Raw genomic sequence first — 22,763 nt, 5'->3', positions numbered from 1 at the left:
CGCCTCTGTTTGTTACTATCGCCATCCCGTCACCCGGAGTCGCCGCTCTATGCAACACCAGTGGGATGAAATGCACCGCACCCGCAAGCCCACGTTCGTCCTGTGTGGCGAGCCCCAGGGGGATGTGCTCAATCTCTATGTTCACGGTTACTCGGCGTTCTTCAACCGCCAGCAACTGGGCAATTTCAAGCAACAGTTGGCGGCTATCGAAGGCTCGACCAACCTGATGCTGTTCTGGCCAGCGGGGCATTTTCTGGAAAACCTGTTTGCACCGTTCAAGGACGTGCTCGCCTCATTGCTCGGCGGTGGCGGCCTGGGCGCGGCGACGGTGGGCGTGGGCAAGGCCATTGCCTATTTCCTTGATCATTACAAAAGCGTCGAGGCGCGGGTGGATGAAGTGGCCAAGACCTTGTTGCCCGAACTGGCCGGCTACCTGCACGACCAGTCGCTGCCGGTACGGCGCATCAACCTGATCGGCCATTCCCTGGGCGCGCGCATTCTGGTCAAGAGCCTGCTGGCCAGCCCCGAGATCGCTCGCGAACTGCCGTTGAATAACCTGTTGTTGATGGGCGGGGCGATCTGTACCTCGAGCCCTTGGGACGAGGTGTCGGCGCCGCTGAAGGGGCGGTTGATCAACTGCCATTCGAGCAAGGACTGGGCGCTGGCCATGAAGCCCGATACCGAGCGTTGCATTGGCCGCTATGCGATTGACGTGACGCCCGCGCTCAAGGCCAAGGTGACCAATGTGCACCTGGCCAGCTTCGATCATGCCGCCTATTGGCCGCAGTTGAAGACGGTGGTGCAGTACACCGATTTGCTGCAGGAGCGGCGCGGCATGATCCGTGTGGACTCGCGCAGCAGTGACGTGCGGTTTGCCGAAGCGGACGGGGACCTGTACCCGGCATTGGTGCAAGCGCGGCCGGAGGAGCTGAAGTTTCTTGCCGAACTGATGGCGCAAAAGCGCAGTGCCGCGATTGATGCCAGTGTGCGCGAACCGTTGAAACTGGCCATTGAGTTGCAGCGCATGGGCGGCGACAGCTTTATGAACCTGGCTCGTGGCCATGGCGTGGGCTATCGCCAGATTGCCGAAGACGTGGCGCAACGCCTGGGCATCAAGTTCGACCAACCACTTGAACACGTGGCGCTGGCAGAGATCGAAGGGCAGGTCGCAGAAACACTGATCGAGCAGTACAAGGACAAACTCAGCCGCGCTGATCGTCAGGCGTTCGAGGCCGAGCTCCAGGCGGCTGCGCAAAAAGAGCAGGGGTTGTTCAACCGCTTGGATGTGGGCCGTTCGGCTACCGCAGCCTTGAGCGGCACGGCGTTGGCCGGGCTGACCGGGTTTATCCTGCGGCGCGGTGCGGCGACGGCGATCCCGGTGGTGGGCCAGGCGCTGGCTGCGGCGATGTTGCTGGTCAGCGGTGTTCGGGCGTTTTCCGGCCCGGCGTATTCGATCACGACCTTGGCGGTACTGGTGGTCGGCGTGATCCGCCAACGCATGGAGCGCGAGGCGCTTAACCAGGAACTGGACCTGGTGGTGCAAGTGGTGGAAGCGTTTGACCTGCCACGGGACACGGTGATGCGCACGGTCGCGTCTGACTGATAAGCTGCTGCCCAAGTCTTGTGTATTTGCCTGGAATACCGCGTGAAATTCAGCCTGCCAAAAATCGCTACCGCTCCGTTTTGCCCGCCGGAAGTGGCCGGCTCTGTCGCTGTTGATCCCAAGGCCTCGTTTTTTAAACGGGTGTTGATGTTCGCTGGCCCCGGCCTGTTGATCTCCATCGGCTACATGGACCCCGGCAACTGGGCAACGGCCATTGAAGCCGGTTCACGCTACGGCTACAGCCTGCTGTTTGTGGTGCTGCTGGCCAGCCTGGCGGGGATGGCGGTGCAATGCCTGTGTTCAAGGCTGGGCATCGCCACCGGCAAGGACCTGGCGCAACTGTGCCGTGAGCGCTACAGCCAGCGCTCTGCTCGTACCCAGTGGGTGTTGGCGGAAATCTCCATCATCGCCACAGACCTTGCCGAAGTGCTCGGCTGCGCCCTGGCGTTTCACCTGTTGCTCGGCGTGTCACTGACCACCGGCATTGTCATCACGGCATTCGACACGCTGTTGATCCTGGCCCTGCAAAATCGTGGTTTTCGCCGCCTGGAAGCGATCATGCTGGCGCTGGTCGCCACCATCGGCGTGTGCTTTTTCATCGAACTGGTGCTGATCAAACCCTATTGGCCCGACGTGCTCAGCGGGTTCACCCCGTCACTGTCGGCCATCAGCGATGCGGCGCCATTGTACCTGGCCATCGGCATCCTCGGCGCGACGGTCATGCCCCATAACCTCTACTTGCACACCTCTATCGTGCAGACCCGCCTGATCGGCAAGGACCTGGCGAGCAAGCAGGACGCGGTCAAGCTGGCGCGTATCGACACCATCGGCTCCCTGGCCTTGGCGCTGTTGGTCAATGCCGCGATCCTGGTGCTGGCGGCTGCGGCCTTCTATAAGACCGGCCATACCGATGTGGTGGAAATCCAGGACGCCTATCACCTGCTCGACCCCCTGGTCGGCGGTGCTTTCGCCAGCATCCTGTTCGGTATCGCCTTGCTGGCTTCGGGCCAGAGTTCGACCTTTACCGGCACCATTGCCGGGCAAGTGATCATGGAGGGTTACCTGAACCTGCGCATACCCTGCTGGCAGCGCCGCCTGATCACCCGTGGGCTGGCGCTGATCCCGGCGTTCCTGGGGGTATGGCTGATGGGCGACGATGCTATCGGCAAGCTGCTGATTCTCAGCCAGGTGGTACTGAGCCTGCAGTTGCCCTTTGCGTTGTACCCGCTGATCCGCATGACCGGCGACAAGCAACTGATGGGGCCGTTCGTCAATCGGCTGCCCACGCGGCTGCTGGCGTGGTTTCTGTTCGCGGTGATCAGTGGGGCGAATGCTTGGTTGATTGGGCAGTGGTTGTTTTGACCTGAGGCTTATTGCGAGGCAGTGCCTACACCAAGATGGCTAAGGATGTGTATTGGGCAACTTCTGGGTCAGCAGTCAATAGCTTCATCGGCTCAGTCATGGCTGTTGCAATGATCAGTCGATCGAAGGGATCCTTGTGATGATGTTCAAGATCCCTGACGGCAATGGCATGCTCCAGGTTGATGGGTAATTCGACGAAGCCACTTTCCAGGCAGTATTCGCGAATTTTATCCAGGTCCACAACGAGCTTTCCCAAGCTAACCTTGATTGCCATTTCCCAAAATGTTGCCGCACTGACGTAAATTTCCGCGGCGTTTTCTATCAGCTTGCGGGCTTTACCGGACAGTTTGGAGTCATCGTTGAGTGCCCATAGCAGGATATGGGTATCCAACAGTAGCCTCATGAATGACTGCCCTCAAAGGCATCCAAAAGATCGCTGGGGAGTGGGGCGTCGAAGTCTTCAGGAATGGTCAACTCGCCCTTCATTGCGCCAATTCGCCGGCCCTTGGACTTACCAAGCGGGACGAGCTGCGCCATTGCGCGACCATGTTTGGCGATAGTGATGATTTTGCCAGCGGCGGCTTCATCGACCAGTTTGGACAGGTTGTTTTTTGCCTCACCGAGGGCAACGGTAATCATGAGGTCTTCTCCGTGTTTTGGCCAAATATAGCCAAAACTACGACCGCTATCAAAGATGGCACGACCACTGGCGGCGGCCGCTCGTTCAGCGCGGGATGGTGTGTGGTACGTAGTGACCATGACGTCTCTCCAAATAAACTTGGCTAAAGTCTGCGCCAGCGCACCGTCCCCAGAAATACTGGCCCCCAAAATCAGAACGAGCCTACTTTTCCTACTAGGAATATTCCTTCACTGGCGCCGTTCAGCAGCGCCAACATCCGTCACCGATCCCAATACGGCACCGTCCCAAAACACTCCACGAAATAGTCGATCACCGTGCGCACCTTCAGCGAGAGCCTGCGGCTGCCCGGCCACAACGCGGCGATCTGTTGGGGCTCCAGGGTTGTCGCCACTTCGTATTCGCCGAGCACCGCCTGCAAGGTACCGGCGCGCAGGCTTTCGCCAATCAGCCAAGACGGGAACACCACCAGGCCCAAGCCTTGTTCGGCGGCGTGGGTGAGGGTGTCGGCGTGGTTGCCGGTGATGGGGCCGCTGACGCTGTAGGCTGTCCAGTCGCCTTGGCCGTGGCGGAAGAACCAGCGCTGCTGGCCTGTGATGCCTTTGTAGGCCAGGCAGTGGTGGTGGGCCAGTTCGTCGGGGTGGCGCGGCGTGCCGTGCTGGGCCAGGTAGGCAGGGCTGGCCGCGATACGAAAGCGTTGCGGCGCGAAGATGCGCGCCTGCATGCCCGAATCATTGAGCACGCCGATACGAAACAGCAGGTCGGTGCCATCTTGCAGCGGGTCGACGAAGGTGTCGGTCTGCTGGATATCCAGCTGCAACTTCGGGTAGCGCCGGCACAGCGCTCCCAGCCAGGGTGAAAGGTGGCGCTGGCCGAACACCATGGGCGCGTTGATACGCACCAGGCCGCTGGGTTCGCTGTCTTGCTCTTGCAGGGCTTGGTTCGCCGTCTCCAACTGCTCCAGTAGCACGCGCGCGTGGCGGCCCAGCAGGCGGCCGGCTTCGGTGGGGCTGACGGCGCGCGTATGGCGATAGAGCAATTGCTGGCCGACGGCCTGTTCCATCAGGTGGATCTGCCGCGAAATGGAGGAGGGCGCCAGGCCTTCGCGGCGGGCCACTTCAGAAAAGCTGCTCTGGTCCAGCACGGCCACAAACAGGCGTAGCGCCTTGAAACTCAGTTCATTCAAGCCCTGCATCATCTCTCCAGGCTGTGCGTTTTGCGCAAAGGTGTTGTCCGCATGCTCCCATTTATCGCACAGGACGGCCACCGGATAATGCGCGCCATGTTTTTCTTTCTTGATACACGGGTGATGTATGCAGGCACGTTCTACCGAGGGGCTGGCGCAGGCCAGGCCGAGCAATAACCTTTTACGGCTGCTGCTGTTGCCGTTGGTGATTCTGGCGGGCATGGGCCTGTCGGTGGAGGCCGGCTTGCTTGGGCCATTGGGCGCGCAGGTCGGGCATTTGTGGGCGACGTTGAGCATCTTTGGTGTTGGCACGGCGATTCTGTTCTTACTGCTGCTGTTCAGCGGCCCGCAAAAGGGCCCGGCATTTACGCAATTGCCGCGCTGGCAGTTGATCGGCGGGGTTCTGGGGCCGATGTACGTGGTGGTGCTAACCCTGGCCACACCGCACATCGGCATCGCGATGACCATGATCGCGATCCTCTCGGGCCAGGTGGGCAAGAGTGTGTTGATCGACCACTTCGGCTGGTTCGGCACGGCGCGCAAACGGGTCAATAGTGAGCGCTGGATCGCGTTGGCGTTGATTGTGGCGGCATTGATTCTGATTGCACGAGGTTAAGGCGATGAATCTGTTTATGTTGTTGGTGCTGGTGATTGCAGCGGGTGCGGTGTTGAGTGTGCAGGCCGCTATCAACGGGCGTCTGGGCCAGACTGTGGGGGTATTGCGCAGCAGTTTGTTGACCTTCGCGGTGGGCGCGCTGACCACGGCGCTGTTGATATTTTTCTTCGAGCCGGCCCAGGCCGTCAGCCTGCTGGAGGTGCCCAAGTGGCAATTGACCGGTGCCCTGTTTGGCGTGGTGTACATGATGGTGATGGTCGGCGCGGTACCTGTGGTCGGCACGGCCGTCGCCACGGTGGCGGTGATCGTCGGGCAATTAGGCATGGGCATGTTGATCGACAACTTTGGCTGGCTGGGCAACCCGGCGATCGAGCTGTCGGGCAGCCGTATCCTCGCCATGCTGTTGCTCGCCCTGGCGTTGGTGTTCATGTACCGCAGCAATAGCCGCCGGGCCGACTGACGGCGCTGAACCATGCTTGCTTGCCCAGGGTCACTGCTTAAGGTGCGGCGCTCGCTGCATCGGACGACCATGAAAAAGGAGTCTGACCATGCCAGATCAAACCTGTGCTTGCCCTCACTGCAAATGTGTATTGGGCGCTGACGCAATCATGAAAGACGGCAAGGGCTATTGCTGCCAGGGCTGTGCCGAGCACCATGCTCACGGTGAACCCTGCGCCGCCGCAACGGGTTGCGAATGTGCCAAGTCGGCCCACGGTTGACAGCATTGACCTGCGGGCCCGGATACCCGGTGCCTGCAGGGTGAGTAAAAACAGTTCGCTTGCCCGCGGCCAGTCTTTACCATGGCGGCCCATCCTTGATTGATGTGTACCCGCCATGGCCCTGGCCGCGCCTCCCGACCTCACTGATCACGCCGTTCCCGTGCAACCGTTGGCGCGTACCTACCCGCGTGGGTTGTACGTAGAGCCGCACAGCCATGATTGGGGCCAGTTGCTTTACGCCATGAGCGGAGTGATGTGGGTCGAGACGCCCCGCGAAGCCCTGGTGGTGCCGCCCCAGCGCGCGGTGTGGTTGCCGCCGGGGGTGGAGCACGGGATCCGCGTGGTCTCCGATTTGCAAATGCGCAATATCTACCTGCGCCCGGCATTGGCGTCGACGCTGGACAGCCAGGTGCAGGTCATCGAAGTGGGTCGCTTGTTGCGGGAGTTGATCGTGACCTTGGTGGAGCAGGGCGATCACGGCGATGCGGCCTACTACGAGGCTGTCGTAGGCCTGGCTCTGCTGGAGTTGCAACGCGCACGTCGCTCGTCTATTCGCATTGCCATGCCGGTGGCGGCGGATCGTCGGCTGATCAATGCGTGCCAGGCGGTCATGGCTGCGCCTTCCCTGGACATCCCGTTCGAACAGCACGCCGAGGCAGCGGGCGCCAGCGTGCGCACTTTAGCGCGGCTGTTCCAGCAGCACCTGGGCATTGGGTTTGCCCAGTGGCGCCGTCAGGTGCAGTTGGCCACGGCGGCTGCGGAGTTGATCCAAGGCCAGCCGGTGAGCGGCATAGCGCGCACCCTGGGTTACTCGCCCAGCAGCTTCAGCGACATGTTCCGACGCGAACTGGGCGTGTCGCCGTCCCAGTACCGGAGTTGGCCGAAATCCTGAAGCACTTGGCCGATACCCACGGTAGGCGCGCCCTAGACTGAGCCCATCAATCCACCGGGCGCAGCCTTCATGAGCTATTTGATTTCCTTGGCCATCGGCCTGTTTGTCGGCGTGATCTACGGCGCGCTGGACTTCCGTTCACCGGCACCGCCCGCTATCGCACTGGTCGGCCTGATGGGCATGCTGCTCGGCGAAAAGCTCTGGCCCATGGCGCGACAGTTGGTCGGTGGTTGGTTGTCCTGATCTCTTTTCCCTTCGACGGATGCCCTCGATGAACGCACTGCAATTTACCGCCACCGGCGACCTCGCCCACCTGAGCCTGGTGGAGGTGCCCGTGCCGGTGCCGTCTGCCGGCGAAGTGCTGGTGCAGATTAACGCTGCGGGCCTGAACCCCAGCGACGTGAAAAACGTGCTTGGCCGCTTCCCCTACACCACGCTGCCACGCATCCCAGGGCGTGATTTTGCCGGCGTGGTGGTGGAGGGGCCGCAAGCATTGCTCGGCCAGGCAGTCTGGGGCACCGGCCGCGACCTGGGTTTTTTCGCTGACGGTTCCCATGCCCAATACCTGCGCGTATCCGCCAAGGGCGTGGCGCACAAACCCGCGCATTTGAGCTTTGCGCAGGCGGCCAGCCTCGGCGTGCCCTACACCACCGCCTGGGATGCCCTGGAACGCAGCGGCGTTGGCCAGGGCACGCGCTTGCTGGTGATTGGCGCCAACGGTGCGGTCGGCAGTGCGGCGCTGGCGCTGGCGAAGATACGCGGCGCGCAGGTGCTGGCGGCTGTGCGCAAGGCCGATCAGCTCGAGTTGTTGCAGGCTCAAGGGTTGGACGCGATTGCCTTGGGCAAGCCAGAGGCGCTGGGCGCGCAAGTGCAGGCTGTGTTCAAGGGCGGCGCAGACGTGATCTTTGACACCACCGGTTTCTGGCTGCCTGCCGCGGTGGCAGGGCTGGCACCGTTCGGCCGCATTGCGATCATCGCCGCCCCGGTTGACGGCCACGTGCAGTTACCGGCCCTGGCGCTGTACCGCAAGGGTGGTTCGGTGGTGGGGGTTAACTCGTTGCTCTATAGCTGCGAACAATGCGCGGTGATGCTGGAGGCGTTTGGGCGCTTCTTTGATGAAGGCCTGTTGCCGCTGCCTACGGGGTTGCGTGAAATGGCGTTGGTGGACGGTGTTCAGTGCTATGCAGAAGTGAACAATGGCAGCCCAGACAAAATCATCTTCCTGCCTTGATGGGATCAAAATGTGGGAGCGGGCTTGCTCGCGAATGCGGCGTATCAGTCACCTATATATCGACTGACACTCTGCATTCGCGAGCAAGCCCGCTCCCACATTTTTTTGATCTTTATTCGGTTTCGGGAACGCCTTTTTCCCACGCCGACCAGTTCTGCACAATCGCCTGGACCAACGGATTACCCGTGCGGTACAGGTTTTCCAGCGCCGGTACAAACCCACCCTGGTCCGCATACTTGAGCAGGTTGTCTACCTCGCTGTAGCCCGGATAAGGCCGGTCAAAGTCGGAGCCGGCGCGCACCACGGCCAGGCGCTGGATATCCACCAAACCTTCGCGGCTGGCGCGCAGCAGTGCTTCGTAGGTGGAGTTGTCCTCTTGCTGGGTGGTGCAGTATTCGCCTTTGTTGTCGGTGAGCAACTGGGTCCAGACCTCGGCACGTTCGCTCAACCGCGTGCCGGAAAACCAGGTGTTGCCCGCCAGGGTGTCGCAGCGGGTGACTTGTGGCGGTTGGTTGGCCGGGGCGGCGGGGTAGTGTTTGCGCCAAGCGGCGGACTCTGTGCTTTCTGTCAGCTCCACCTTGTGCGACAAGGCAAACGCCTTGGCTTGCAGCTTGGGGTTGAGCTCAAACACTTCGGTCTTGTAGTCCAACGGGGGTTTTTCGTTGGGGCCCTTGGTGTTGATCCCGATATAGCCCGTCGGCCAGTCCTTGGGGGCATCCCGTGAATCCAGCTCCCACTGCGTGCCGAACTCCACCAGGTAATGAGCCCAGGCAGCGGTGCCGATGGTGCCGTGCTTGGGGTTGATGCCGGCGATCCCGGCGACCAGGAAGTAACTCTGGCGCAGGTCGAACTTGGGCGACAAGGCCAGGGCCAGGGTAGACGCGGCCGCGTTGGTCTGGCCCATGCCGGTCACCAGCAGGCACACGTCCTGGGCGTTGCAGCGAATTACCGGGTATTCGGCGGACAAGCCCGGTACGCGCACTTCTTGTTTGAGGGCCAGACGGTCGATCCAGGTTTGCGCCTCGGGGGCGAACATGGTGATCAGCATCACCTTGGGTTTGATCGGCGCCGGGTTATCCGCCAGCACCACGTGGGGCAATAGGGCCAGGCCTGCGGCCAGCGAGATACGGGTCAATGCGTTCATCTACAGCTCCTTGATCAGAATTGGTAGCCCACGCCGGCGTAGTAACCCCAGCCGTCGGAGCGTGCGCGGAAGTTGCCTTCGCCGAAATTCAACTCGCTGCCGTCCTCCCAGTTGCCGCCGTTGTGAAAGTAACGGCCGACCAGGGTAAAGCGCAGGTGGGTAAACGAGTACAGCAACACGTTGGTGGCCACCAGGGAATTGGCGGTGCGCGCCGGGTTGTCCTTGTGCAGGTCCGAGCCGAAATCGTAGTTGGTAAAACCGATGTAGGTCAGCGAGGCGCCGTTGTCGAACTTGCCGATGGGCACGATGTACTTCATCTGCGCCCGGTAGCCGTCCCAGGAATACTCATTGCTGGCGCCATAGTTTTCCCACTGGTAGCGCCCATAGAAGTTGGCCGACAGGTTGACCCGCGAGTGGGTGTCGATATCGGTGCCCAGGCCGCTGTACAGGGTGTTGGCGCGGTTTTCCTTGCGGCTGCCGTGATCGTAGATCCAGTCAAAGGCCACATACCATTCCTTGAACGGGCCGAACGCCAGGCTGCGTCCTGCGAGGTAGTCGATGGAGATCCGCGGTTCATGCTCCATGAACACCGGCGAGCCATGGTCCCACACGCCTTTGTCATTGCTGTTACCGATGGTGAGGATCTTCGGCACATCGATATAGCCGTACAACTCAAAGGGGCCCTTGCGGCCGAAGTACTCGTATTCCAAGTAGATGTCATCTTGAGGCTTGGGGCCGAAACTGATGTCTTTGCTTCCGATCAGCGTGAGGTCCTGGTTGAACCACTCGGACAAATAGACGCCTTTTTTCGCCGGGGGGTTGGCTTCAGGGCTGAGGGTTTCGCCCTGTGCTGAGTCATCCACGGGCTTTTGCTGCGCCAAAATGGGTGCACTGAGTACTCCCGTAACGGCGGCCAGTAGCAACGAAACGCCAAGACAAGCGCGAGGCTTTGAGGTGGGGTGCATTGAAAGTCCTTATTCTTACGCGGTTTAAACCCGATCAGACGGGTAGGAGTGAACTTGGCGGTCAAGTTCGTTCCGCAAACGTTTGCACAGGCTGTACCAACTTGGGTCAATGGCTTGAACTGTTTAGAAAAAAGACGAATTTGCCGACGCTTTGGTCAGGAAAACAGCGGGGCTTCTATTATCCCGGAGGGGCGATGGGGTGGAATATCGGCAGTGCGGCCTGCCGCCGATATTCACTCGGCGTCTGGTGCATTTCGATACGAAAGTGGCGATTGAAATTCGACAGGTTGGCGTAGCCCACCTCAAAGCAGATGTCCGCCACTGACATCTGGCTGTGCAACAGCAAGCGGCAGGCACGCTGCACGCGGAACTTGCGCATCAGGTCGATAAAACCGTGACCGGTGTTGCGTTTGAAAAACCGCGAAAAGCCCGGTTCGCTCATGTCCAGTTGCCGGGCGATGTCCGACAGGCGTACATCGCCGGTCAGCTCCCGCATCAGGTAGTCAAACGCCTTGTTGATGCGCTGGGCACTGCGCGCGTCCAAAGTGGGTGCGTAGCAAGGGCTGGCCAGGGACTTGGCCTGTGAAGGCGGGGCATTCTTCAGGGTGTCGAGCAGTTGCAGGAACAGGGTCAGGCGTTGCAAGCCCTGGGCGCTGCCGATGGCCTCCATCAGCCGTGCCGCGCCCGTTGCGGTCTCGCCGGTGAATTCGATGCCCCGGCGCGCCCGTTCAAACAGTGGCTGTAAATCACCGAGCTCAGGCAGGGTGGTGCGCAGGGCGAGGAGGGTGGCGCCGTCGAATTGCAGCACCACATCGCGCCCGTGCAGGTGTTCGCCGGGGGCCAGGTCGCCGATCCAGTCGTGGGGCAGGTCAGGGCCGATCAGTGCCACATGCCCGGCGCCGAACGCACCGATATAGTCGCCCGCCACCAGCTTGCCGCTGCCTTGGCGGATCAGGTGGATTTCGAATTCAGGATGATGGTTCCAGCGCGCCAATTCATAGGGATAGTCATGTTCGAACCAGCGAAAGCCATGTTCCGGTTCGGGCAGGATCACCTCAAGCTCCGCAGGGCGGTGCTCGAACAGGGTGGCGGGGCTGATGGGCATGGTGCTGCCTCTTGTGGGGTGCAATCGCCCCAAAATACCCGCACTGGCAATCGGTGCGCTAGCCCCGGTTTCGCCTGAGGCTGATACTTTTTTGATCCTATGCCTGCGGTTAAAAAAGTATCAGCCGAGCCTTCGCCAGTCGTTTGTGAGCTGGCAGGCCAAGCTGCTGTAATCGAGGCTCAACAACAAAGGTCGGCAAGCTGTTCTCGGCGGCGCTCACCGGCTACCGGCAATAACCTTTACAGGACCCTCCCATGAAACGACTCGAAGGCAAAAGCGCGCTGATCACCGGATCGGCGCGGGGCATTGGCCGTGCGTTCGCCCAGGCTTACATCGCAGAAGGCGCCACCGTAGCCATCGCCGACATCAACCTGCAAAGGGCCCAGGCCACCGCCGCTGAGCTGGGCCCCCAGGCTTACGCCGTAGCGATGGACGTCACCGACCAAGCCTCCATCGACGCGGCCATCGCCACCGTGGTGAGCCACGCCGGCAAGCTCGATATCCTGATCAATAACGCGGCCCTGTTCGACCTGGCCCCCATCGTTGACATCACCCGCGACAGCTTTGAACGGCTGTTCTCGATCAACGTTGCCGGCACCTTGTTCACCCTGCAGGCCGCAGCCCGACAGATGATCAGCCAGGGGCATGGCGGCAAGATCATCAATATGGCCAGCCAGGCCGGGCGGCGGGGTGAGCCGTTGGTGGCGGTCTACTGCGCGACCAAGGCAGCGGTGATCAGCCTGACCCAATCGGCGGGGTTGAACCTGATCAAGCAGGGTATCAACGTCAACGCTATCGCTCCTGGTGTGGTGGATGGCGAGCATTGGGATGGGGTGGATGCGTTGTTCGCCCGGCATGAAGGGCTGGCGCCTGGCGAGAAGAAAAAGCGCGTAGGCGATGAGGTGCCGTTTGGGCGGATGGGCACGGCGCAAGACCTGACCGGCATGGCGATCTTCCTGGCGTCGGCGGAGGCCGACTATGTGGTGGCCCAGACCTATAACGTTGATGGCGGGAATTGGATGAACTAGCGGTTGACGCTGATCCAACTGTGGGAGCTGGCTTGCCTGCGAAGACGGCCTGCCAGCCGACACCTATCTAGCTGACGCCCCGCGATCAAATTGTGGGAGCGGGCTTGCTCGCGAAGGCGTCCTGGCAGTCAACACAGTTGGATTGTGTACATATCCCTTGCTGCGGTAAAGGCCACTTAGGGTTCCGCCCTGACGGCGGCTCACTTTGCAAAAGCGGCAAAGTAAGCAAAACGCCCTTGCCCCACCACTCGGCACCTCGCTTGGGCTCGGTGTGCCCGAACACAGGCTTGAATCCGTGGGCCGCCGCCACGCGCCATCCATGGCGCGGGGCGGCTAACCCGGCGTCCTGCCGGGTTACCCACGAATTCAAGCCTGCGTTCGGCCAGCGTGGTTTAACGGGGCGCCTAAGATCAAAAGCAGATCAAGAGCGACTCGCTTCGCATCGTGGTTACCGTCCACCGTTACAGCGTTGTGTAGATACTTATGGTCATCGCAGGCAAGCCCACCTTTGAACTTCAGCGTTCTTGAGAATAGGGTGAGTCAGCAACGCATCGATCCACGCAGTAAACTACCCCATACTTCACCTTTTCTACGCTCGCCCTGAGGCGGTCGTACGTGCAGACCACCAGAGAACGACCATGAGCCTTTCGAAAGCCGCCATCGCTTCATTCGACGTCGACGCCCAGAAGAGCTTCACACCTTTATGCCCCAACGAATTGCCGGTAGTCGGTGGCGATCACATTGGTGCCGAACTCAACTACATGGCCAGCCTCGCCGGCCACCGCATCGGTAGCAAGGACGCCCACACCCCGCACGCGCCCTGGGTGGTCGCGCAGCACAGCGAGATGCTGCAACCCACCGGCCTGGTCCATGCCGATGTGACGTGGGTCAGCCACTGCGTGCCGGGCACCGAGGGGTTCACCCTGCTCGATGAGTTGCCCGCGCCCTATGACTACGACTACTTCATCTGGAAAGGTGTCGAACCCGACCTGCACCCCTACGGCGCCTGTTACCACGACCTGCACGACAAGCTGTCCACCGGCGTCATCGAGTACCTCAAGGCCCACGGCGTGGCTCGCGTGATCGTCGGCGGCCTGGCGCTGGATTACTGCGTCAAGACCACCGCGTTGCAATTGCTCAAGGCCGGCCTGCACGTCGTTCTGCATTTGCCGGCGTGCCGCAGCATCAGCGAGGAGGGCGGTGTACAGGCCGTCGACGAATTGCTCAAGGCCGGTGCACACATCAGCCGCACCCGCGAAGAACTGGCCCTGATTGCGCAGGGCTAAGCCTCAACGTTCAATCGAGCGACTCCACCGCGCATTCCACTCTGGCCGTGCCTGGTTGACCTGGTCCCAATCAATCGAAATGGCCGTTTGCAGATAACCCTGCATGGCTTCCACCCGCGCACGGGTTTTATCGGTGGTGGGGGTGCTCGGGTTCGACGGGATCTGGTCACCTTCTTCCAACGCCGGCGCCTGGGCCTCGGCGGTCAGCAAGAACGCTGCGAGCTTCTGCGCCAGTTCCGGCTGGTCATTGCGGGCGATCACGCATTCGGCCACGTTGAGTACCACCGCACCTTCTTTGGGCTGCGCGTACTCCATCGGTATGCCGAGCAGCTTTTGCGTGGCGACCTGGGTCGGGGTCAGGGGGAAGATCGCCGCCTCGTCGGTCTGCACCATCTCGGAGATCTTCGCGGAGCTGGCGATGTATTCCAGCACATTGGGGCCAACGGTCTTAGGCCAGGCCTTGAAGCCCGGTTCCACATTGGTTTCATCGCCACCCTGGATGCGGTTGAACATCAGGAAGCCATGCAGGCCAAAGGTGGAGGAGGCCAGGGATTGGAACACCACTTTGTCCTTGAAGCGCGGGTCGGCCAGGTCCATCCATGAGGTGGGCGCGGCCCAACCTTTGTCCTTGAACATCTTGGCGTTGTAGCCAAGGCCAGTGACGCCCAGGGTCACGGCCACGGCTTCGTCCTTGATTCGGGCCTTGACCGGGATCTGTTCCAGCGGCGGGCTCGGCGCGAGCTTGTCGCACAGGCCCATGGAGATGGCGCGGTACATGATGCCGTCGTCGAGGAACATCACATGCATCTGTGGGTTGGCCTTGTTGGCCTGAACCTTGGCGAGGATGTCCGAGGAAGTGCCAGGTACGATCACGACCTTGACGTTATTGGCCTTTTCGAAGGCGGGCAGCACCTTGTCGGCGTACACCCGTTCCATGGTGCCGCCGTTCATGCCCAGGTACAGCGTGGGGGCGGCATGGGCCGTGCCGGTGAGCAAGGCGAGGGACAAGCAGGACAACGCGAGACGTGATTGCATGGGGTTTTTCTTCTCAGGCTTGGAAACGACGGATGGAAAACGCTTCGATGGGTTGGCGGCTGGCGCCGTCGCAGACGATCTCTGCCAAGGCTTCACCGACGGCGGGGCCGAGCTGGAACCCGGCACCGGCAAAGCCGAAACCGTGGAGCAGCCCAGGTTGGGTACTGCTGGGGCCGATCACCGGTTCGTGGTCGGGCAGGTAACCTTCGGTGCCACTCCAGGTGCGAATGGCCTGGGCACCCTGGAGAAACGGGTAGAGTTCGCCGGCGTTGCGCAGAATCTCCAGCACCGCCGCCTGGCCCGGCCTGGCCTGCTGCGGGCTGAGTGCAAAGCCGCGCCCGCCGCCGAGGATGCAATTGCCACGGGCGACTTGCCGCGCATAGATGCCGCCACCCTCGACGCCGGTGCTGACGGTCATCACCCCCGGCAGCGGCTCGGTGACCAGCATCGCCGGGTGCGCCGAGATGATCGGCACCGGCTCGCCCAATTGCGCGGCGACCTTGCCGGCCCAGGCGCCCGCGCAGTTGAGCAGCCACGGCGCTTGCAAGTGCAGGCCGTTGGCGCAGTGCACCTGGAACAGCCGGCTGTCGTGCTCGATGCCGATTACTTCGGCTTGCTCGTACACCGCAGCGCCATGGCGCTGGGCGGCACGGGCAAAGGCCGGGGCCACTAGGCGCGGGTTGGCATGCCCGTCATCGGGGCACAACGAGGCGCCCACTGCCACGTCGCCCACCCAGGGGAAACGCCTGCGTAACTCGCTGCGGTCCAGCAGCTGCAGGCCCAGGTCGAAGCCACGGGTCTGCTCGGCGTAGGCTTGCAGTGCGGCAAAATCCCCAAGGCTGCGTGCCAGCTTCAAATGCCCGGAGCGCACGTATTCACCCTCGATACCAATCAACCCGGGCAGGTCGGCCCACAGTTGATGGGCGCGTTGCGACAGCGGCAACTGATGCAAGGGCCGCCCCTGGCGCCGCACGCCGCCGTAATTGACGCCGCTTGCATGCGAGCCACAAAAATCCCGTTCTACCAGGGCCACACGCTGGCCTTTCTGGGCGAGTATCAAGGCCGCCGAAGCCCCGACGATGCCTCCCCCCAAGACGATGACGTCGATCATGGCTGCACCTGCACGCCAAACGGCAGCGGCTTGATCGGTGCCTGGCCACGCAAGCGCCCAACTTGGGGGAGGTCACGCCCGCTACGCTCGGCCACGATTTCCGCCGCCGCCAACCCGCACATTCGCCCCTGGCAGCGGCCCATGCCGACGCGGCAATGGGCTTTGACCCGGTTGATTTCCCAGTGGCCTTCATCCACCACGGCGCGCACCTCGCCGACGCTGACCTCTTCGCAGCGGCACAGGATCAGGTCATCGGGCGCCTGCGCGGCCCAGTGTTCGGGGAAGGGGAAGGCGGTTTCCAGGCCCTGGCGAAAGCGCTGGATACGCGCCAACTGCCGTTCCAGCGCGACGCGGCGGCGCTGATCGACCACGACACCGGTGTCCTCCAGCAGCGCCAGCGCAGCACACTCGCCGGCCATTTGCGCAGCATCGGCGCCCATTATTCCGGCGCCGTCGCCTGCCAGGTACACCCCTTCGACACTGCTGCGCCCGGCGCTGTCACGTTGCGGCAGCCAGGCGCGGTTGAGGGGGTTCCAGGCAAACTCACAGCCGAGCAGATCGGCCAATTGCGTTTCGCTGCGCAGGGCATGGGCGAAGGCCACCGCATCGCATGGCAGGGTCTGGTCGCCCCAGCGAATGCCGCGTACCCGTTGGTCGCCATCGATCTGCTTGAGCATTGCGCCCTGATGCACGGGAATCCCGTGGGCGGTCAGCCAGGCGCGGTAATACATGCCCTTGGCCAGGGTCGCCGGTTGCCTGAGCAGCGCCGGCAAGGCACGGCATTGGGCGCTCAGCGGTGCACTGTCGAGCACCGCCAGCACCTTGGCACCGGCCTTTGCGTATTGGTAAGCGACCAAATAGAGCAACGGCCCGGAGCCGCAAAACACCACACGTTCGCCAATCGCGCAGCCTTGGTACTTCAAGGCGATTTGCGCCGCGCCCAGGCTGTAGACACCGGGTAACGTCCAGCCTGGCACCGGCAGGATGCGGTCGGTGGCGCCGGTAGCGACGATGACCTGCGCGTATTCGAGGCTGTCGGCGCGCCCGTTATTGAGCATGTCCAAGCGACCGTCCTCGGCATTCCACACCAAGGTGTCCGGCCGGTAGTCGATCAGCGCTGCCAGTTCATCCATGGTTTGGTGCACGGCTTGGGCCTTGCGCGCTTCAAACCCGTAGATCTGCGGGGCGGTGCGTTGGAACCCTGGGGGTTGGCGCCGATAAATCTGCCCGCCACCGCGCGGGCTCTCATCCACCAGGCACGGTGTGATGCCATGGTCGAGCAAGGTGCGCGCCGCGCTGATCCCCGCCGGGCCTGCACCCACTATCACTACCGGCTTCATGGCTGGCGCCCCGGATCACGGCTGATCGCCTGGCCTTCTTCCAGCAGGGTCGAACAGGCGCGCACCCGTCGCCCATCGGCCAGGCGCACCCAACAATCCTGGCACGCGCCCATCAGGCAAAACCCGGCGCGGCGCTCGGCACTGAAATCGCTGCTGCGCAGGTGCTCGGTACAGGTCAGTATGGCGGTCAGCAGGGTATCGCCGAGCAATCCCGTGGCGGGCTGGCCGTCGAGGGTGAAGGCCAGGGCAGGGCGTTGGGTTTCGCTCAGTCGCTTGAACAAGGCCATCAGTGTTTCCCCACCAGCACGCGGTCCAGGCCGTAGACCCGGTCGAGCACAATCATGGTCGCTGCCGTCAGTGCGATCACCAGCGCCGAAACGGCCGCCATCATCGGGTCGATGGACTCGGTGGCGTACACGTACATGCGCACCGGCAGGGTTTGCGTGGCCGGCGAGCTGACGAAAATCGACAGGGTCACTTCATCGAAACTGTTGATGAACGCCAGCAACCACCCACCGGCCACACCGGGCAAAATCATTGGCAAGGTGATCTGCCGGAACAGCGTAAAACGCCCGGCGCCGAGGGATTCGGCGGCCTGCTCGGCACTGCGATCAATGCCAATGGCCGCCGCCAATACCAGGCGCAACACATAGGGGGTGATGATCACCACGTGTGCGAGCATCAGCCAGGTAAAGCTGCCGTTCACGCCCATCAGCGCAAACAGGCGCAGCATCGCCACCCCCAGCACCAGGTGCGGAATGATGATGGGCGACAGGAACAGCGCACTGAAGAAGTTGCGCCCCGCAAACGAGTAGCGACTGATCGCCAGGGCCGCCGGCACCGCGATCAGGGTCGCCAGGGTGGCGGCGGTGAAGGCCAGGATCAGGCTGTTATAGAACGCCTGGATAAAGTCGGCGCGTTCGAACACCGCGCGAAACCAGCGCAGGGAGAAGCCCGACGTGGGCAGGCTCAAGGTGTTCTCTGGCGTGAACGCCACCAGGCACACCACCACCAACGGCGCCATCATGAACAGCACCACCATGGCATGGAAACCGAGGGCCAAAGGACCGTTTCTAGACATGCGCTTAAACCCCCAGGGACTTTTTGTAGCGGCCTTCGACCATGCGGTTCCAGCTCAGCATGATCAGCAGATTGACCAACAGCAGCGCCACCGCGAGGGTCGCGCCCATGGGCCAGTTGAGTTCCGAGAGGTACTGGTCGTACACCACGGTGGCGACCATCTTCAGGCGCCGCCCACCCAGCAGGCCGGGGATCGCAAAGGAGCTGGCAGCCAAACCGAACACGATCAAGGTGCCGGACAGCACACCGGGCATCACTTGGGGCAGCACGATCTTGCGTATCACCGTGGCCTGGCTGGCGCCCAGGGACAACGCCGCCTGTTCGGCCGACGGGTCGAGTTTTTGCAGTGAGGTCCACACCGGGATAATCATGAACGGCAGCATCACGTGCACCAACGCGATGATCACCGCGAATGGCGTATACAGCAGCTTCACCGGACTGCCGCCGAGGGCCTGGATCATTTGGTTAATCAGCCCGTCGGCACCCAGCAGCAGGCTCCAGCCAAACGCGCGCACCACCACCGAAATCAGCAGCGGCGTGAGGATCACGATCAGGAAGATCGAGCGCCATGGCGTGCCCATGCGGCTGAGAATGTAGGCCTCCGGTACGCCGATCACCACGCACAGCAGTGTCACCAGGGCGCTGATCCAGAAGGTGCGCCAGAAAATCTCGTAGAAGTAGGCGTCGCTCAACAGCGCCCCGTAATGGGCCAAGGTCCACTCATCGGCCTTTACGCCCACTTGGTAGTCGAACACATTGAACGACAGCACCAGGGTCAGGCCCAGCGGTATGATCAAAAGCCCGGCAAACAGCACCAGCGCCGGCAGCGAGAGCAGGTAGCCGCGACTCATGGGTGCACCTCATCGGCCGCCAGTACGCGCAGCAAATCGGCCTGCCATTGCAGGCCCACCACCGCGCCGTTAGCCAAGGGCGCGCTACCGTCGTTACTGCGCACCACGGTAATTTCGCCCAGGGCGGTGTGCACGCGGTACAGCCATTGGCTGCCGAAAAAGTAGCGGTCCAGCACTGCGCCTTGCATGCGCCCGGTGCCCGCGTCCACCAGTTGGATTTTTTCCGGGCGCAGGCTCAGGGTCAGTTCACCTGCGCCGCCGTCGTGGCGCACTTGAGGGATGCCGAGTGCGTCGTAGTCGCCGGCCAGCAGATTGGCCTTGCCGACGAAGTCCGAGATAAAGCGCGTGCGCGGGTGTTCATAGAGCTTGTAGGGCGCGTCGATCTGGGTCACACGCCCGGCCTGCATCACCACCACGCGGTCGCTGATGGACAGGGCTTCGGCCTGGTCATGAGTCACCATCAAGGTGGTGATGCCCACCGCGCACTGGATACGCCGGATTTCAAACTGCATCTCTTCACGCAGGTTGGCGTCGAGGTTGGACAGCGGCTCATCGAGCAACAACACCGGCGGTTCGATCACCAGCGCACGGGCCAGGGCCACGCGCTGACGCTGGCCACCGGACAGCTCACGGGGGTAGCGCTCGGCATGTTGAGCCAGGCGCACCAGCTCCAGCACGCTGTTGACGCGGGTGGCGATGTCGGCCGCTGGCACCTTGCGCATCTTCAGGCCGAAGGCGACGTTGTCGCGCACGCTCATATGCGGGAACAGCGCGTAGCTCTGAAACACCACGCCCAGGCCACGGCTGGCGGGTTTGGCGTGGGTAATGTCGCGACCGTCGAGCAGGATCTGGCCACCGCTGACGTCGACGAAACCGGCGATCATTTGCAGGGTGGTGGTCTTGCCACAGCCTGAAGGGCCGAGCAGGGAAACGAACTCGCCTTGTTCCACCGCCAGATCAGTGGCGACCACCGCGTCGACGGCGCCATAGCGTTTGCTCAAGGCCTTGAGTTGGAGAAATGCCATGTCTGCTTTCCACCTTTATTCAGTCGCGTCAAATACGCGCTTTCTTGTTTTGGGCAGATGCGAAAAGTGGTGCCGGTGCGTTGGCGCTCGATCTCAAGTCGGCTGCCGGTTGTTGTTCATTTCGCCCCTGTGGACGCAGATTAGGACGAAGACTAGGATGGGTGGAAGATAGAATTTCACTCAGCGGACTACTATTTTAAGATTTATTCATTGAGCAGAATTATTAGCGAGATTAGGTGTGATGAATTCCACTGAGCGGAATAACGACGGTAAGGATATCGGTGCGGGCAGCGTGTCCCGGCTGTTTGCCGTGCTGCGAGCGCTGGGGGAGGTACCGGAGGGTGGCGAGCGGGTTACCCAGCTCGCCCAACAGGTGGGCTTGTCCCAACCCACCACCCATCGCCTGCTGCGTAGCCTGATGGACGAAGGCATGGTTGAGCAGGATGCGCGCAGCAAACGCTATCGCCTGAGCCTGGAGTTCTTCGCGTTGGCGGCCAACGCAGGCAAGACCGGCAACCTGCGTGACCTGGTGCGCCCCAGCCTGTTGCGCCTGAGCGCGTCGCTGGGGGACTCGCTGTTTCTGCTGGCGCGCTCAGGCTTTGACGCCATTTGTCTGGACCGCAGCGAGGGCCCGTACCCGATCCGTACCTTCACCGGCGATATCGGTGGGCGCGTGGCCCTGGGCGTGGGGCAGGGCAGCCTGGCGATCCTGGCGTTTTTGCCGGAAGAAGAGCGCGAGACGGTGATCCGCTACAACCTGCCACGGCTCAAGGACTTCCACCTGTATGACGAAGTGCTGCTGCGCTCCGAAGTGGAGAGCGTGCGCAACCTGGGTTATGCGGCACGCAACACTGGTGTGCTGGAAGGCATGGCGGGGCTGGCGGTGCCCATCCTCAACCGCGACGGGTACGCGGTCGCGGCATTGAGCGTGGCGACCATCAGCGCCCGCCTGGGGCCGAGCCGCTTGCCGATGGTGGTGGAGTTGCTCAAACGTGAGGCGGCGGCCATCGGACCGCGGCTCAACCCGTTTGATCCGACATTGCACAGGCCTTCGCAAACCTTTGGTGGTTAAGTCAAGCCTTCACAACAGCATATTGGATCCAGTTACGGTATAACCCTGAGACGCTTTCGTCATTCGAGGCCCCGTTTTTCATGCAAAACCCTTTGCAACGTCCGCTGTGGCAAATCTACCTGTTGTTCCTGGCACCGATGGTGCTGTCCAATTTTCTGCAGAGCTTTTCCGGTACCCTCAACGGCATTTACGTTGGGCAAATGCTTGGGACCCAGGCGTTGGCTGCGGTGTCGGGGATGTTTCCCATCGTGTTTTTCTTCATCGCTCTGGTGATCGGCCTGGGGGCGGGCGCCTCGGTACTGATCGGCCAGGCATGGGGCGCCCAGGAGACCGGGATGGTCAAGGCGATCACCGGTGCCACCCTGACCCTGGGCGCATTGGTGGGCCTGGTGGCCGCCGTGCTGGGCAGCCTGTTTGCGCGCCCGGCGTTGCAAGCGTTGGGCACCCCGTTGGACGTGCTCGACGACGCGGTGGGCTACGCCCAGATGATGATGTTGATCATGCCGTTGCTGCTGGTGTTCATCCTCTATACCCAACTGCTGCGCGGGGTCAGCGACACGATTTCGCCGTTGCTGGCATTGATGGTCTCCACCCTGGTGGGCTTGCTGCTGACGCCTGCGCTGATTCGTGGCTGGATCGGCCTGCCGCCCATGGGCATCCAGAGTGCGGTGTATGCCGGGCTGGTGGGTAACGCCTTGGCGATGCTGTTTTTGATCCTGCGCCTGCGGCACAAAAACCACGTGATGGCGCCAGACCGCGAGCTGCTTGCCGCCTTGCGCCTGGACCGCGTCATCCTCGGCAAAGTCCTGCGCATCGGCCTGCCGACGGGCTTGCAGATGGTGGTGCTATCGCTGTCGGAGCTGGTCATCCTGGCCCTCGTCAACGGCCACGGCTCCCAGGCCACGGCGGCCTATGGCGCGGTGACGCAGATCGTCAACTATGTGCAGTTCCCGGCGCTGTCGATTGCCATCACCGCCTCGATCCTCGGCGCCCAGGCGATTGGCGCCGGGCGCCTGGAGCGCATCGGGCCGATCCTGCGCACTGGGCTGGTGATCAACCTGTGCCTCACCGGTGGCTTGATCGTGCTCGGCTATGGGCTATCCCACTGGTTGCTGGGCCTGTTCATCACCGACGACAGCGCACGGGTGCGGGCCGAACACCTGCTGCACATCATGCTCTGGAGCATTCTGGTATTCGGCTTCCAGGCGGTGATCGGCGGCATCATGCGCGCCAGCGGCGTGGTGCTGATGCCGGTGGCGATCTCGATCTTCTGCGTGCTTTGCGTGGAACTGCCAATGGCCTATCTGTTCAACGCCCACTTCGGGTTGGAAGGGGTGTGGATGGCATTTCCGGTGACCTACCTGGCGATGCTGGTGTTGCAGATTGCCTATTACCGCTTGGTGTGGCGGCATAAGCAGATCAAGCGGTTGGTGTGATAAAAAGCTGCGCAACTTGAAGGAAAGAAGGCATTAACG

At 62.1% G+C, this 22,763-nt stretch carries 25 protein-coding genes; 12 read left to right on the top strand and 13 right to left on the bottom strand.

Annotated features, from left to right (window positions below; all coding sequences use genetic code 11):
• The first annotated feature begins 49 nt into the window (after positions 1–49).
• A complete protein-coding gene (locus tag N2A98_RS14950) occupies positions 50–1,603 on the top strand; it encodes a DUF726 domain-containing protein (protein WP_069558752.1) in 1,554 nt (517 codons plus the stop codon).
• A 42-nt stretch (positions 1,604–1,645) separates the two neighbouring features.
• Entirely contained in the window at positions 1,646–2,965 is a 1,320-nt protein-coding gene (locus N2A98_RS14945) for an Nramp family divalent metal transporter (protein ID WP_003191984.1), read from the top strand.
• A gap of 25 nt (positions 2,966–2,990) precedes the next feature.
• Here the strand turns inward: N2A98_RS14945 and N2A98_RS14940 are convergent, their stop codons facing one another.
• The 3 genes from N2A98_RS14940 to N2A98_RS14930 all read right to left on the bottom strand — a co-directional run bounded on the left by N2A98_RS14940 (position 2,991) and on the right by N2A98_RS14930 (position 4,797).
• Complete coding sequence (locus tag N2A98_RS14940; RefSeq protein WP_044274539.1) at positions 2,991–3,368, bottom strand: type II toxin-antitoxin system VapC family toxin; 378 nt, start codon at positions 3,366–3,368, stop codon at positions 2,991–2,993.
• Positions 3,365–3,724, bottom strand: coding sequence for a type II toxin-antitoxin system Phd/YefM family antitoxin (locus tag N2A98_RS14935; protein WP_223816927.1), 360 nt, complete (start codon positions 3,722–3,724; stop codon positions 3,365–3,367). Before N2A98_RS14935 ends, N2A98_RS14940 begins: the two co-directional genes overlap by 4 nt.
• A gap of 140 nt (positions 3,725–3,864) precedes the next feature.
• On the bottom strand, positions 3,865–4,797 hold the full coding sequence (locus tag N2A98_RS14930) for a LysR family transcriptional regulator (RefSeq protein ID WP_275622225.1): 933 nt from the start codon (positions 4,795–4,797) through the stop codon (positions 3,865–3,867).
• 118 nt (positions 4,798–4,915) lie between these two features.
• Between N2A98_RS14930 and N2A98_RS14925 the strand changes: the two genes are divergently transcribed.
• The 6 genes from N2A98_RS14925 to N2A98_RS14900 all read left to right on the top strand — a co-directional run bounded on the left by N2A98_RS14925 (position 4,916) and on the right by N2A98_RS14900 (position 8,246).
• Positions 4,916–5,404 carry a DMT family transporter gene (locus N2A98_RS14925; RefSeq protein ID WP_044274536.1) on the top strand — a complete coding sequence of 163 codons (489 nt, stop codon included), beginning with the start codon at positions 4,916–4,918 and terminating at the stop codon, positions 5,402–5,404.
• A 4-nt stretch (positions 5,405–5,408) separates the two neighbouring features.
• Entirely contained in the window at positions 5,409–5,864 is a 456-nt protein-coding gene (locus N2A98_RS14920) for a DMT family transporter (protein ID WP_044274535.1), read from the top strand.
• Positions 5,865–5,952: 88 nt separating this feature from the next.
• On the top strand, positions 5,953–6,123 hold the full coding sequence (locus tag N2A98_RS14915) for a putative metallothionein (RefSeq protein WP_019816816.1): 171 nt from the start codon (positions 5,953–5,955) through the stop codon (positions 6,121–6,123).
• Positions 6,124–6,238: 115 nt separating this feature from the next.
• Positions 6,239–7,015 carry a helix-turn-helix transcriptional regulator gene (locus tag N2A98_RS14910; protein ID WP_275622224.1) on the top strand — a complete coding sequence of 259 codons (777 nt, stop codon included), beginning with the start codon at positions 6,239–6,241 and terminating at the stop codon, positions 7,013–7,015.
• Between the two features lie 69 nt (positions 7,016–7,084).
• Positions 7,085–7,258 (top strand): DUF1427 family protein, encoded by a 174-nt coding sequence (locus N2A98_RS14905; protein ID WP_078467628.1) that lies wholly within the window; start codon positions 7,085–7,087, stop codon positions 7,256–7,258.
• Positions 7,259–7,286: 28 nt separating this feature from the next.
• Positions 7,287–8,246 carry a zinc-binding alcohol dehydrogenase family protein gene (locus N2A98_RS14900; RefSeq protein WP_044274531.1) on the top strand — a complete coding sequence of 320 codons (960 nt, stop codon included), beginning with the start codon at positions 7,287–7,289 and terminating at the stop codon, positions 8,244–8,246.
• 112 nt (positions 8,247–8,358) lie between these two features.
• On the opposite strand, the gene N2A98_RS14895 is transcribed toward N2A98_RS14900, so the two are convergent.
• The 3 genes from N2A98_RS14895 to N2A98_RS14885 form a co-directional block, all read right to left on the bottom strand.
• Positions 8,359–9,390, bottom strand: coding sequence for a purine nucleoside permease (locus N2A98_RS14895; protein ID WP_275622223.1), 1,032 nt, complete (start codon positions 9,388–9,390; stop codon positions 8,359–8,361).
• Positions 9,391–9,404: 14 nt separating this feature from the next.
• Positions 9,405–10,355 carry a nucleoside-specific channel-forming protein Tsx gene (locus tag N2A98_RS14890; RefSeq protein WP_275622222.1) on the bottom strand — a complete coding sequence of 317 codons (951 nt, stop codon included), beginning with the start codon at positions 10,353–10,355 and terminating at the stop codon, positions 9,405–9,407.
• A gap of 178 nt (positions 10,356–10,533) precedes the next feature.
• The gene (locus N2A98_RS14885) at positions 10,534–11,460 is read right to left on the bottom strand and encodes an AraC family transcriptional regulator (RefSeq protein ID WP_275622221.1); all 927 of its coding nucleotides are present in this window, start codon (positions 11,458–11,460) and stop codon (positions 10,534–10,536) included.
• A 254-nt stretch (positions 11,461–11,714) separates the two neighbouring features.
• On the opposite strand from N2A98_RS14885, the gene N2A98_RS14880 reads away from it, so the two are divergent.
• On the top strand, positions 11,715–12,488 hold the full coding sequence (locus N2A98_RS14880) for an L-iditol 2-dehydrogenase (protein ID WP_275622220.1): 774 nt from the start codon (positions 11,715–11,717) through the stop codon (positions 12,486–12,488).
• A gap of 638 nt (positions 12,489–13,126) precedes the next feature.
• On the top strand, positions 13,127–13,774 hold the full coding sequence (locus N2A98_RS14875) for an isochorismatase family protein (protein WP_078803299.1): 648 nt from the start codon (positions 13,127–13,129) through the stop codon (positions 13,772–13,774).
• Between the two features lie 3 nt (positions 13,775–13,777).
• Here the strand turns inward: N2A98_RS14875 and N2A98_RS14870 are convergent, their stop codons facing one another.
• From N2A98_RS14870 to N2A98_RS14840, 7 genes are read right to left on the bottom strand one after another with little or no spacing between them, the layout of a single operon-like run.
• Positions 13,778–14,809, bottom strand: coding sequence for an ABC transporter substrate-binding protein (locus N2A98_RS14870; protein WP_044274518.1), 1,032 nt, complete (start codon positions 14,807–14,809; stop codon positions 13,778–13,780).
• A 13-nt stretch (positions 14,810–14,822) separates the two neighbouring features.
• Positions 14,823–15,920 carry an FAD-dependent oxidoreductase gene (locus N2A98_RS14865; protein WP_275622219.1) on the bottom strand — a complete coding sequence of 366 codons (1,098 nt, stop codon included), beginning with the start codon at positions 15,918–15,920 and terminating at the stop codon, positions 14,823–14,825.
• On the bottom strand, positions 15,917–17,260 hold the full coding sequence (locus tag N2A98_RS14860) for an FAD-dependent oxidoreductase (protein ID WP_275622218.1): 1,344 nt from the start codon (positions 17,258–17,260) through the stop codon (positions 15,917–15,919). The genes N2A98_RS14865 and N2A98_RS14860 overlap by 4 nt, the downstream gene beginning before the upstream one ends.
• Positions 17,257–17,547 carry a (2Fe-2S)-binding protein gene (locus N2A98_RS14855; protein ID WP_275622217.1) on the bottom strand — a complete coding sequence of 97 codons (291 nt, stop codon included), beginning with the start codon at positions 17,545–17,547 and terminating at the stop codon, positions 17,257–17,259. Before N2A98_RS14855 ends, N2A98_RS14860 begins: the two co-directional genes overlap by 4 nt.
• Positions 17,547–18,341, bottom strand: coding sequence for an ABC transporter permease (locus N2A98_RS14850; protein WP_044274510.1), 795 nt, complete (start codon positions 18,339–18,341; stop codon positions 17,547–17,549). The genes N2A98_RS14855 and N2A98_RS14850 overlap by 1 nt, the downstream gene beginning before the upstream one ends.
• Positions 18,342–18,345: 4 nt before the next feature.
• On the bottom strand, positions 18,346–19,191 hold the full coding sequence (locus N2A98_RS14845) for an ABC transporter permease (protein ID WP_275622216.1): 846 nt from the start codon (positions 19,189–19,191) through the stop codon (positions 18,346–18,348).
• The gene (locus N2A98_RS14840; RefSeq protein WP_069558403.1) at positions 19,188–20,216 is read right to left on the bottom strand and encodes an ABC transporter ATP-binding protein; all 1,029 of its coding nucleotides are present in this window, start codon (positions 20,214–20,216) and stop codon (positions 19,188–19,190) included. Before N2A98_RS14840 ends, N2A98_RS14845 begins: the two co-directional genes overlap by 4 nt.
• Before the next feature lie 241 nt (positions 20,217–20,457).
• Between N2A98_RS14840 and N2A98_RS14835 the strand changes: the two genes are divergently transcribed.
• Complete coding sequence (locus tag N2A98_RS14835; protein WP_044274504.1) at positions 20,458–21,288, top strand: IclR family transcriptional regulator; 831 nt, start codon at positions 20,458–20,460, stop codon at positions 21,286–21,288.
• Positions 21,289–21,368: 80 nt separating this feature from the next.
• Complete coding sequence (locus tag N2A98_RS14830) at positions 21,369–22,724, top strand: MATE family efflux transporter (RefSeq protein ID WP_275622215.1); 1,356 nt, start codon at positions 21,369–21,371, stop codon at positions 22,722–22,724.
• The last annotated feature ends 39 nt before the right edge of the window (positions 22,725–22,763 follow it).

It is taken from the genome of Pseudomonas sp. FJ2-5-13 (assembly GCF_029201605.1).
Lineage (GTDB): Bacteria > Pseudomonadota > Gammaproteobacteria > Pseudomonadales > Pseudomonadaceae > Aquipseudomonas > Aquipseudomonas lactis.
This window is presented reverse-complemented; position numbering and strand designations above follow the sequence as displayed.

What these genes read in the sequence shown, in the direction of transcription:
- N2A98_RS14880 (WP_275622220.1), top strand. Translation starts at nt 11,715, where the DNA reads ATGAAACGACTCGAAGGCAAAAGCGCGCTGATCACCGGATCGGCGCGG.
- N2A98_RS14870 (WP_044274518.1), bottom strand. Translation starts at nt 14,809, where the DNA reads ATGCAATCACGTCTCGCGTTGTCCTGCTTGTCCCTCGCCTTGCTCACC.
- N2A98_RS14905 (WP_078467628.1), top strand. Translation starts at nt 7,085, where the DNA reads ATGAGCTATTTGATTTCCTTGGCCATCGGCCTGTTTGTCGGCGTGATC.
- N2A98_RS14950 (WP_069558752.1), top strand. Translation starts at nt 50, where the DNA reads ATGCAACACCAGTGGGATGAAATGCACCGCACCCGCAAGCCCACGTTC.
- N2A98_RS14885 (WP_275622221.1), bottom strand. Translation starts at nt 11,460, where the DNA reads ATGCCCATCAGCCCCGCCACCCTGTTCGAGCACCGCCCTGCGGAGCTT.
- N2A98_RS14900 (WP_044274531.1), top strand. Translation starts at nt 7,287, where the DNA reads ATGAACGCACTGCAATTTACCGCCACCGGCGACCTCGCCCACCTGAGC.
- N2A98_RS14925 (WP_044274536.1), top strand. Translation starts at nt 4,916, where the DNA reads ATGCAGGCACGTTCTACCGAGGGGCTGGCGCAGGCCAGGCCGAGCAAT.
- N2A98_RS14930 (WP_275622225.1), bottom strand. Translation starts at nt 4,797, where the DNA reads ATGCAGGGCTTGAATGAACTGAGTTTCAAGGCGCTACGCCTGTTTGTG.
- N2A98_RS14915 (WP_019816816.1), top strand. Translation starts at nt 5,953, where the DNA reads ATGCCAGATCAAACCTGTGCTTGCCCTCACTGCAAATGTGTATTGGGC.
- N2A98_RS14830 (WP_275622215.1), top strand. Translation starts at nt 21,369, where the DNA reads ATGCAAAACCCTTTGCAACGTCCGCTGTGGCAAATCTACCTGTTGTTC.
- N2A98_RS14940 (WP_044274539.1), bottom strand. Translation starts at nt 3,368, where the DNA reads ATGAGGCTACTGTTGGATACCCATATCCTGCTATGGGCACTCAACGAT.
- N2A98_RS14935 (WP_223816927.1), bottom strand. Translation starts at nt 3,724, where the DNA reads ATGGTCACTACGTACCACACACCATCCCGCGCTGAACGAGCGGCCGCC.
- N2A98_RS14895 (WP_275622223.1), bottom strand. Translation starts at nt 9,390, where the DNA reads ATGAACGCATTGACCCGTATCTCGCTGGCCGCAGGCCTGGCCCTATTG.
- N2A98_RS14845 (WP_275622216.1), bottom strand. Translation starts at nt 19,191, where the DNA reads ATGAGTCGCGGCTACCTGCTCTCGCTGCCGGCGCTGGTGCTGTTTGCC.
- N2A98_RS14910 (WP_275622224.1), top strand. Translation starts at nt 6,239, where the DNA reads ATGGCCCTGGCCGCGCCTCCCGACCTCACTGATCACGCCGTTCCCGTG.
- N2A98_RS14840 (WP_069558403.1), bottom strand. Translation starts at nt 20,216, where the DNA reads ATGGCATTTCTCCAACTCAAGGCCTTGAGCAAACGCTATGGCGCCGTC.
- N2A98_RS14850 (WP_044274510.1), bottom strand. Translation starts at nt 18,341, where the DNA reads ATGTCTAGAAACGGTCCTTTGGCCCTCGGTTTCCATGCCATGGTGGTG.
- N2A98_RS14855 (WP_275622217.1), bottom strand. Translation starts at nt 17,547, where the DNA reads ATGGCCTTGTTCAAGCGACTGAGCGAAACCCAACGCCCTGCCCTGGCC.
- N2A98_RS14890 (WP_275622222.1), bottom strand. Translation starts at nt 10,355, where the DNA reads ATGCACCCCACCTCAAAGCCTCGCGCTTGTCTTGGCGTTTCGTTGCTA.
- N2A98_RS14835 (WP_044274504.1), top strand. Translation starts at nt 20,458, where the DNA reads ATGAATTCCACTGAGCGGAATAACGACGGTAAGGATATCGGTGCGGGC.
- N2A98_RS14865 (WP_275622219.1), bottom strand. Translation starts at nt 15,920, where the DNA reads ATGATCGACGTCATCGTCTTGGGGGGAGGCATCGTCGGGGCTTCGGCG.
- N2A98_RS14875 (WP_078803299.1), top strand. Translation starts at nt 13,127, where the DNA reads ATGAGCCTTTCGAAAGCCGCCATCGCTTCATTCGACGTCGACGCCCAG.
- N2A98_RS14920 (WP_044274535.1), top strand. Translation starts at nt 5,409, where the DNA reads ATGAATCTGTTTATGTTGTTGGTGCTGGTGATTGCAGCGGGTGCGGTG.
- N2A98_RS14860 (WP_275622218.1), bottom strand. Translation starts at nt 17,260, where the DNA reads ATGAAGCCGGTAGTGATAGTGGGTGCAGGCCCGGCGGGGATCAGCGCG.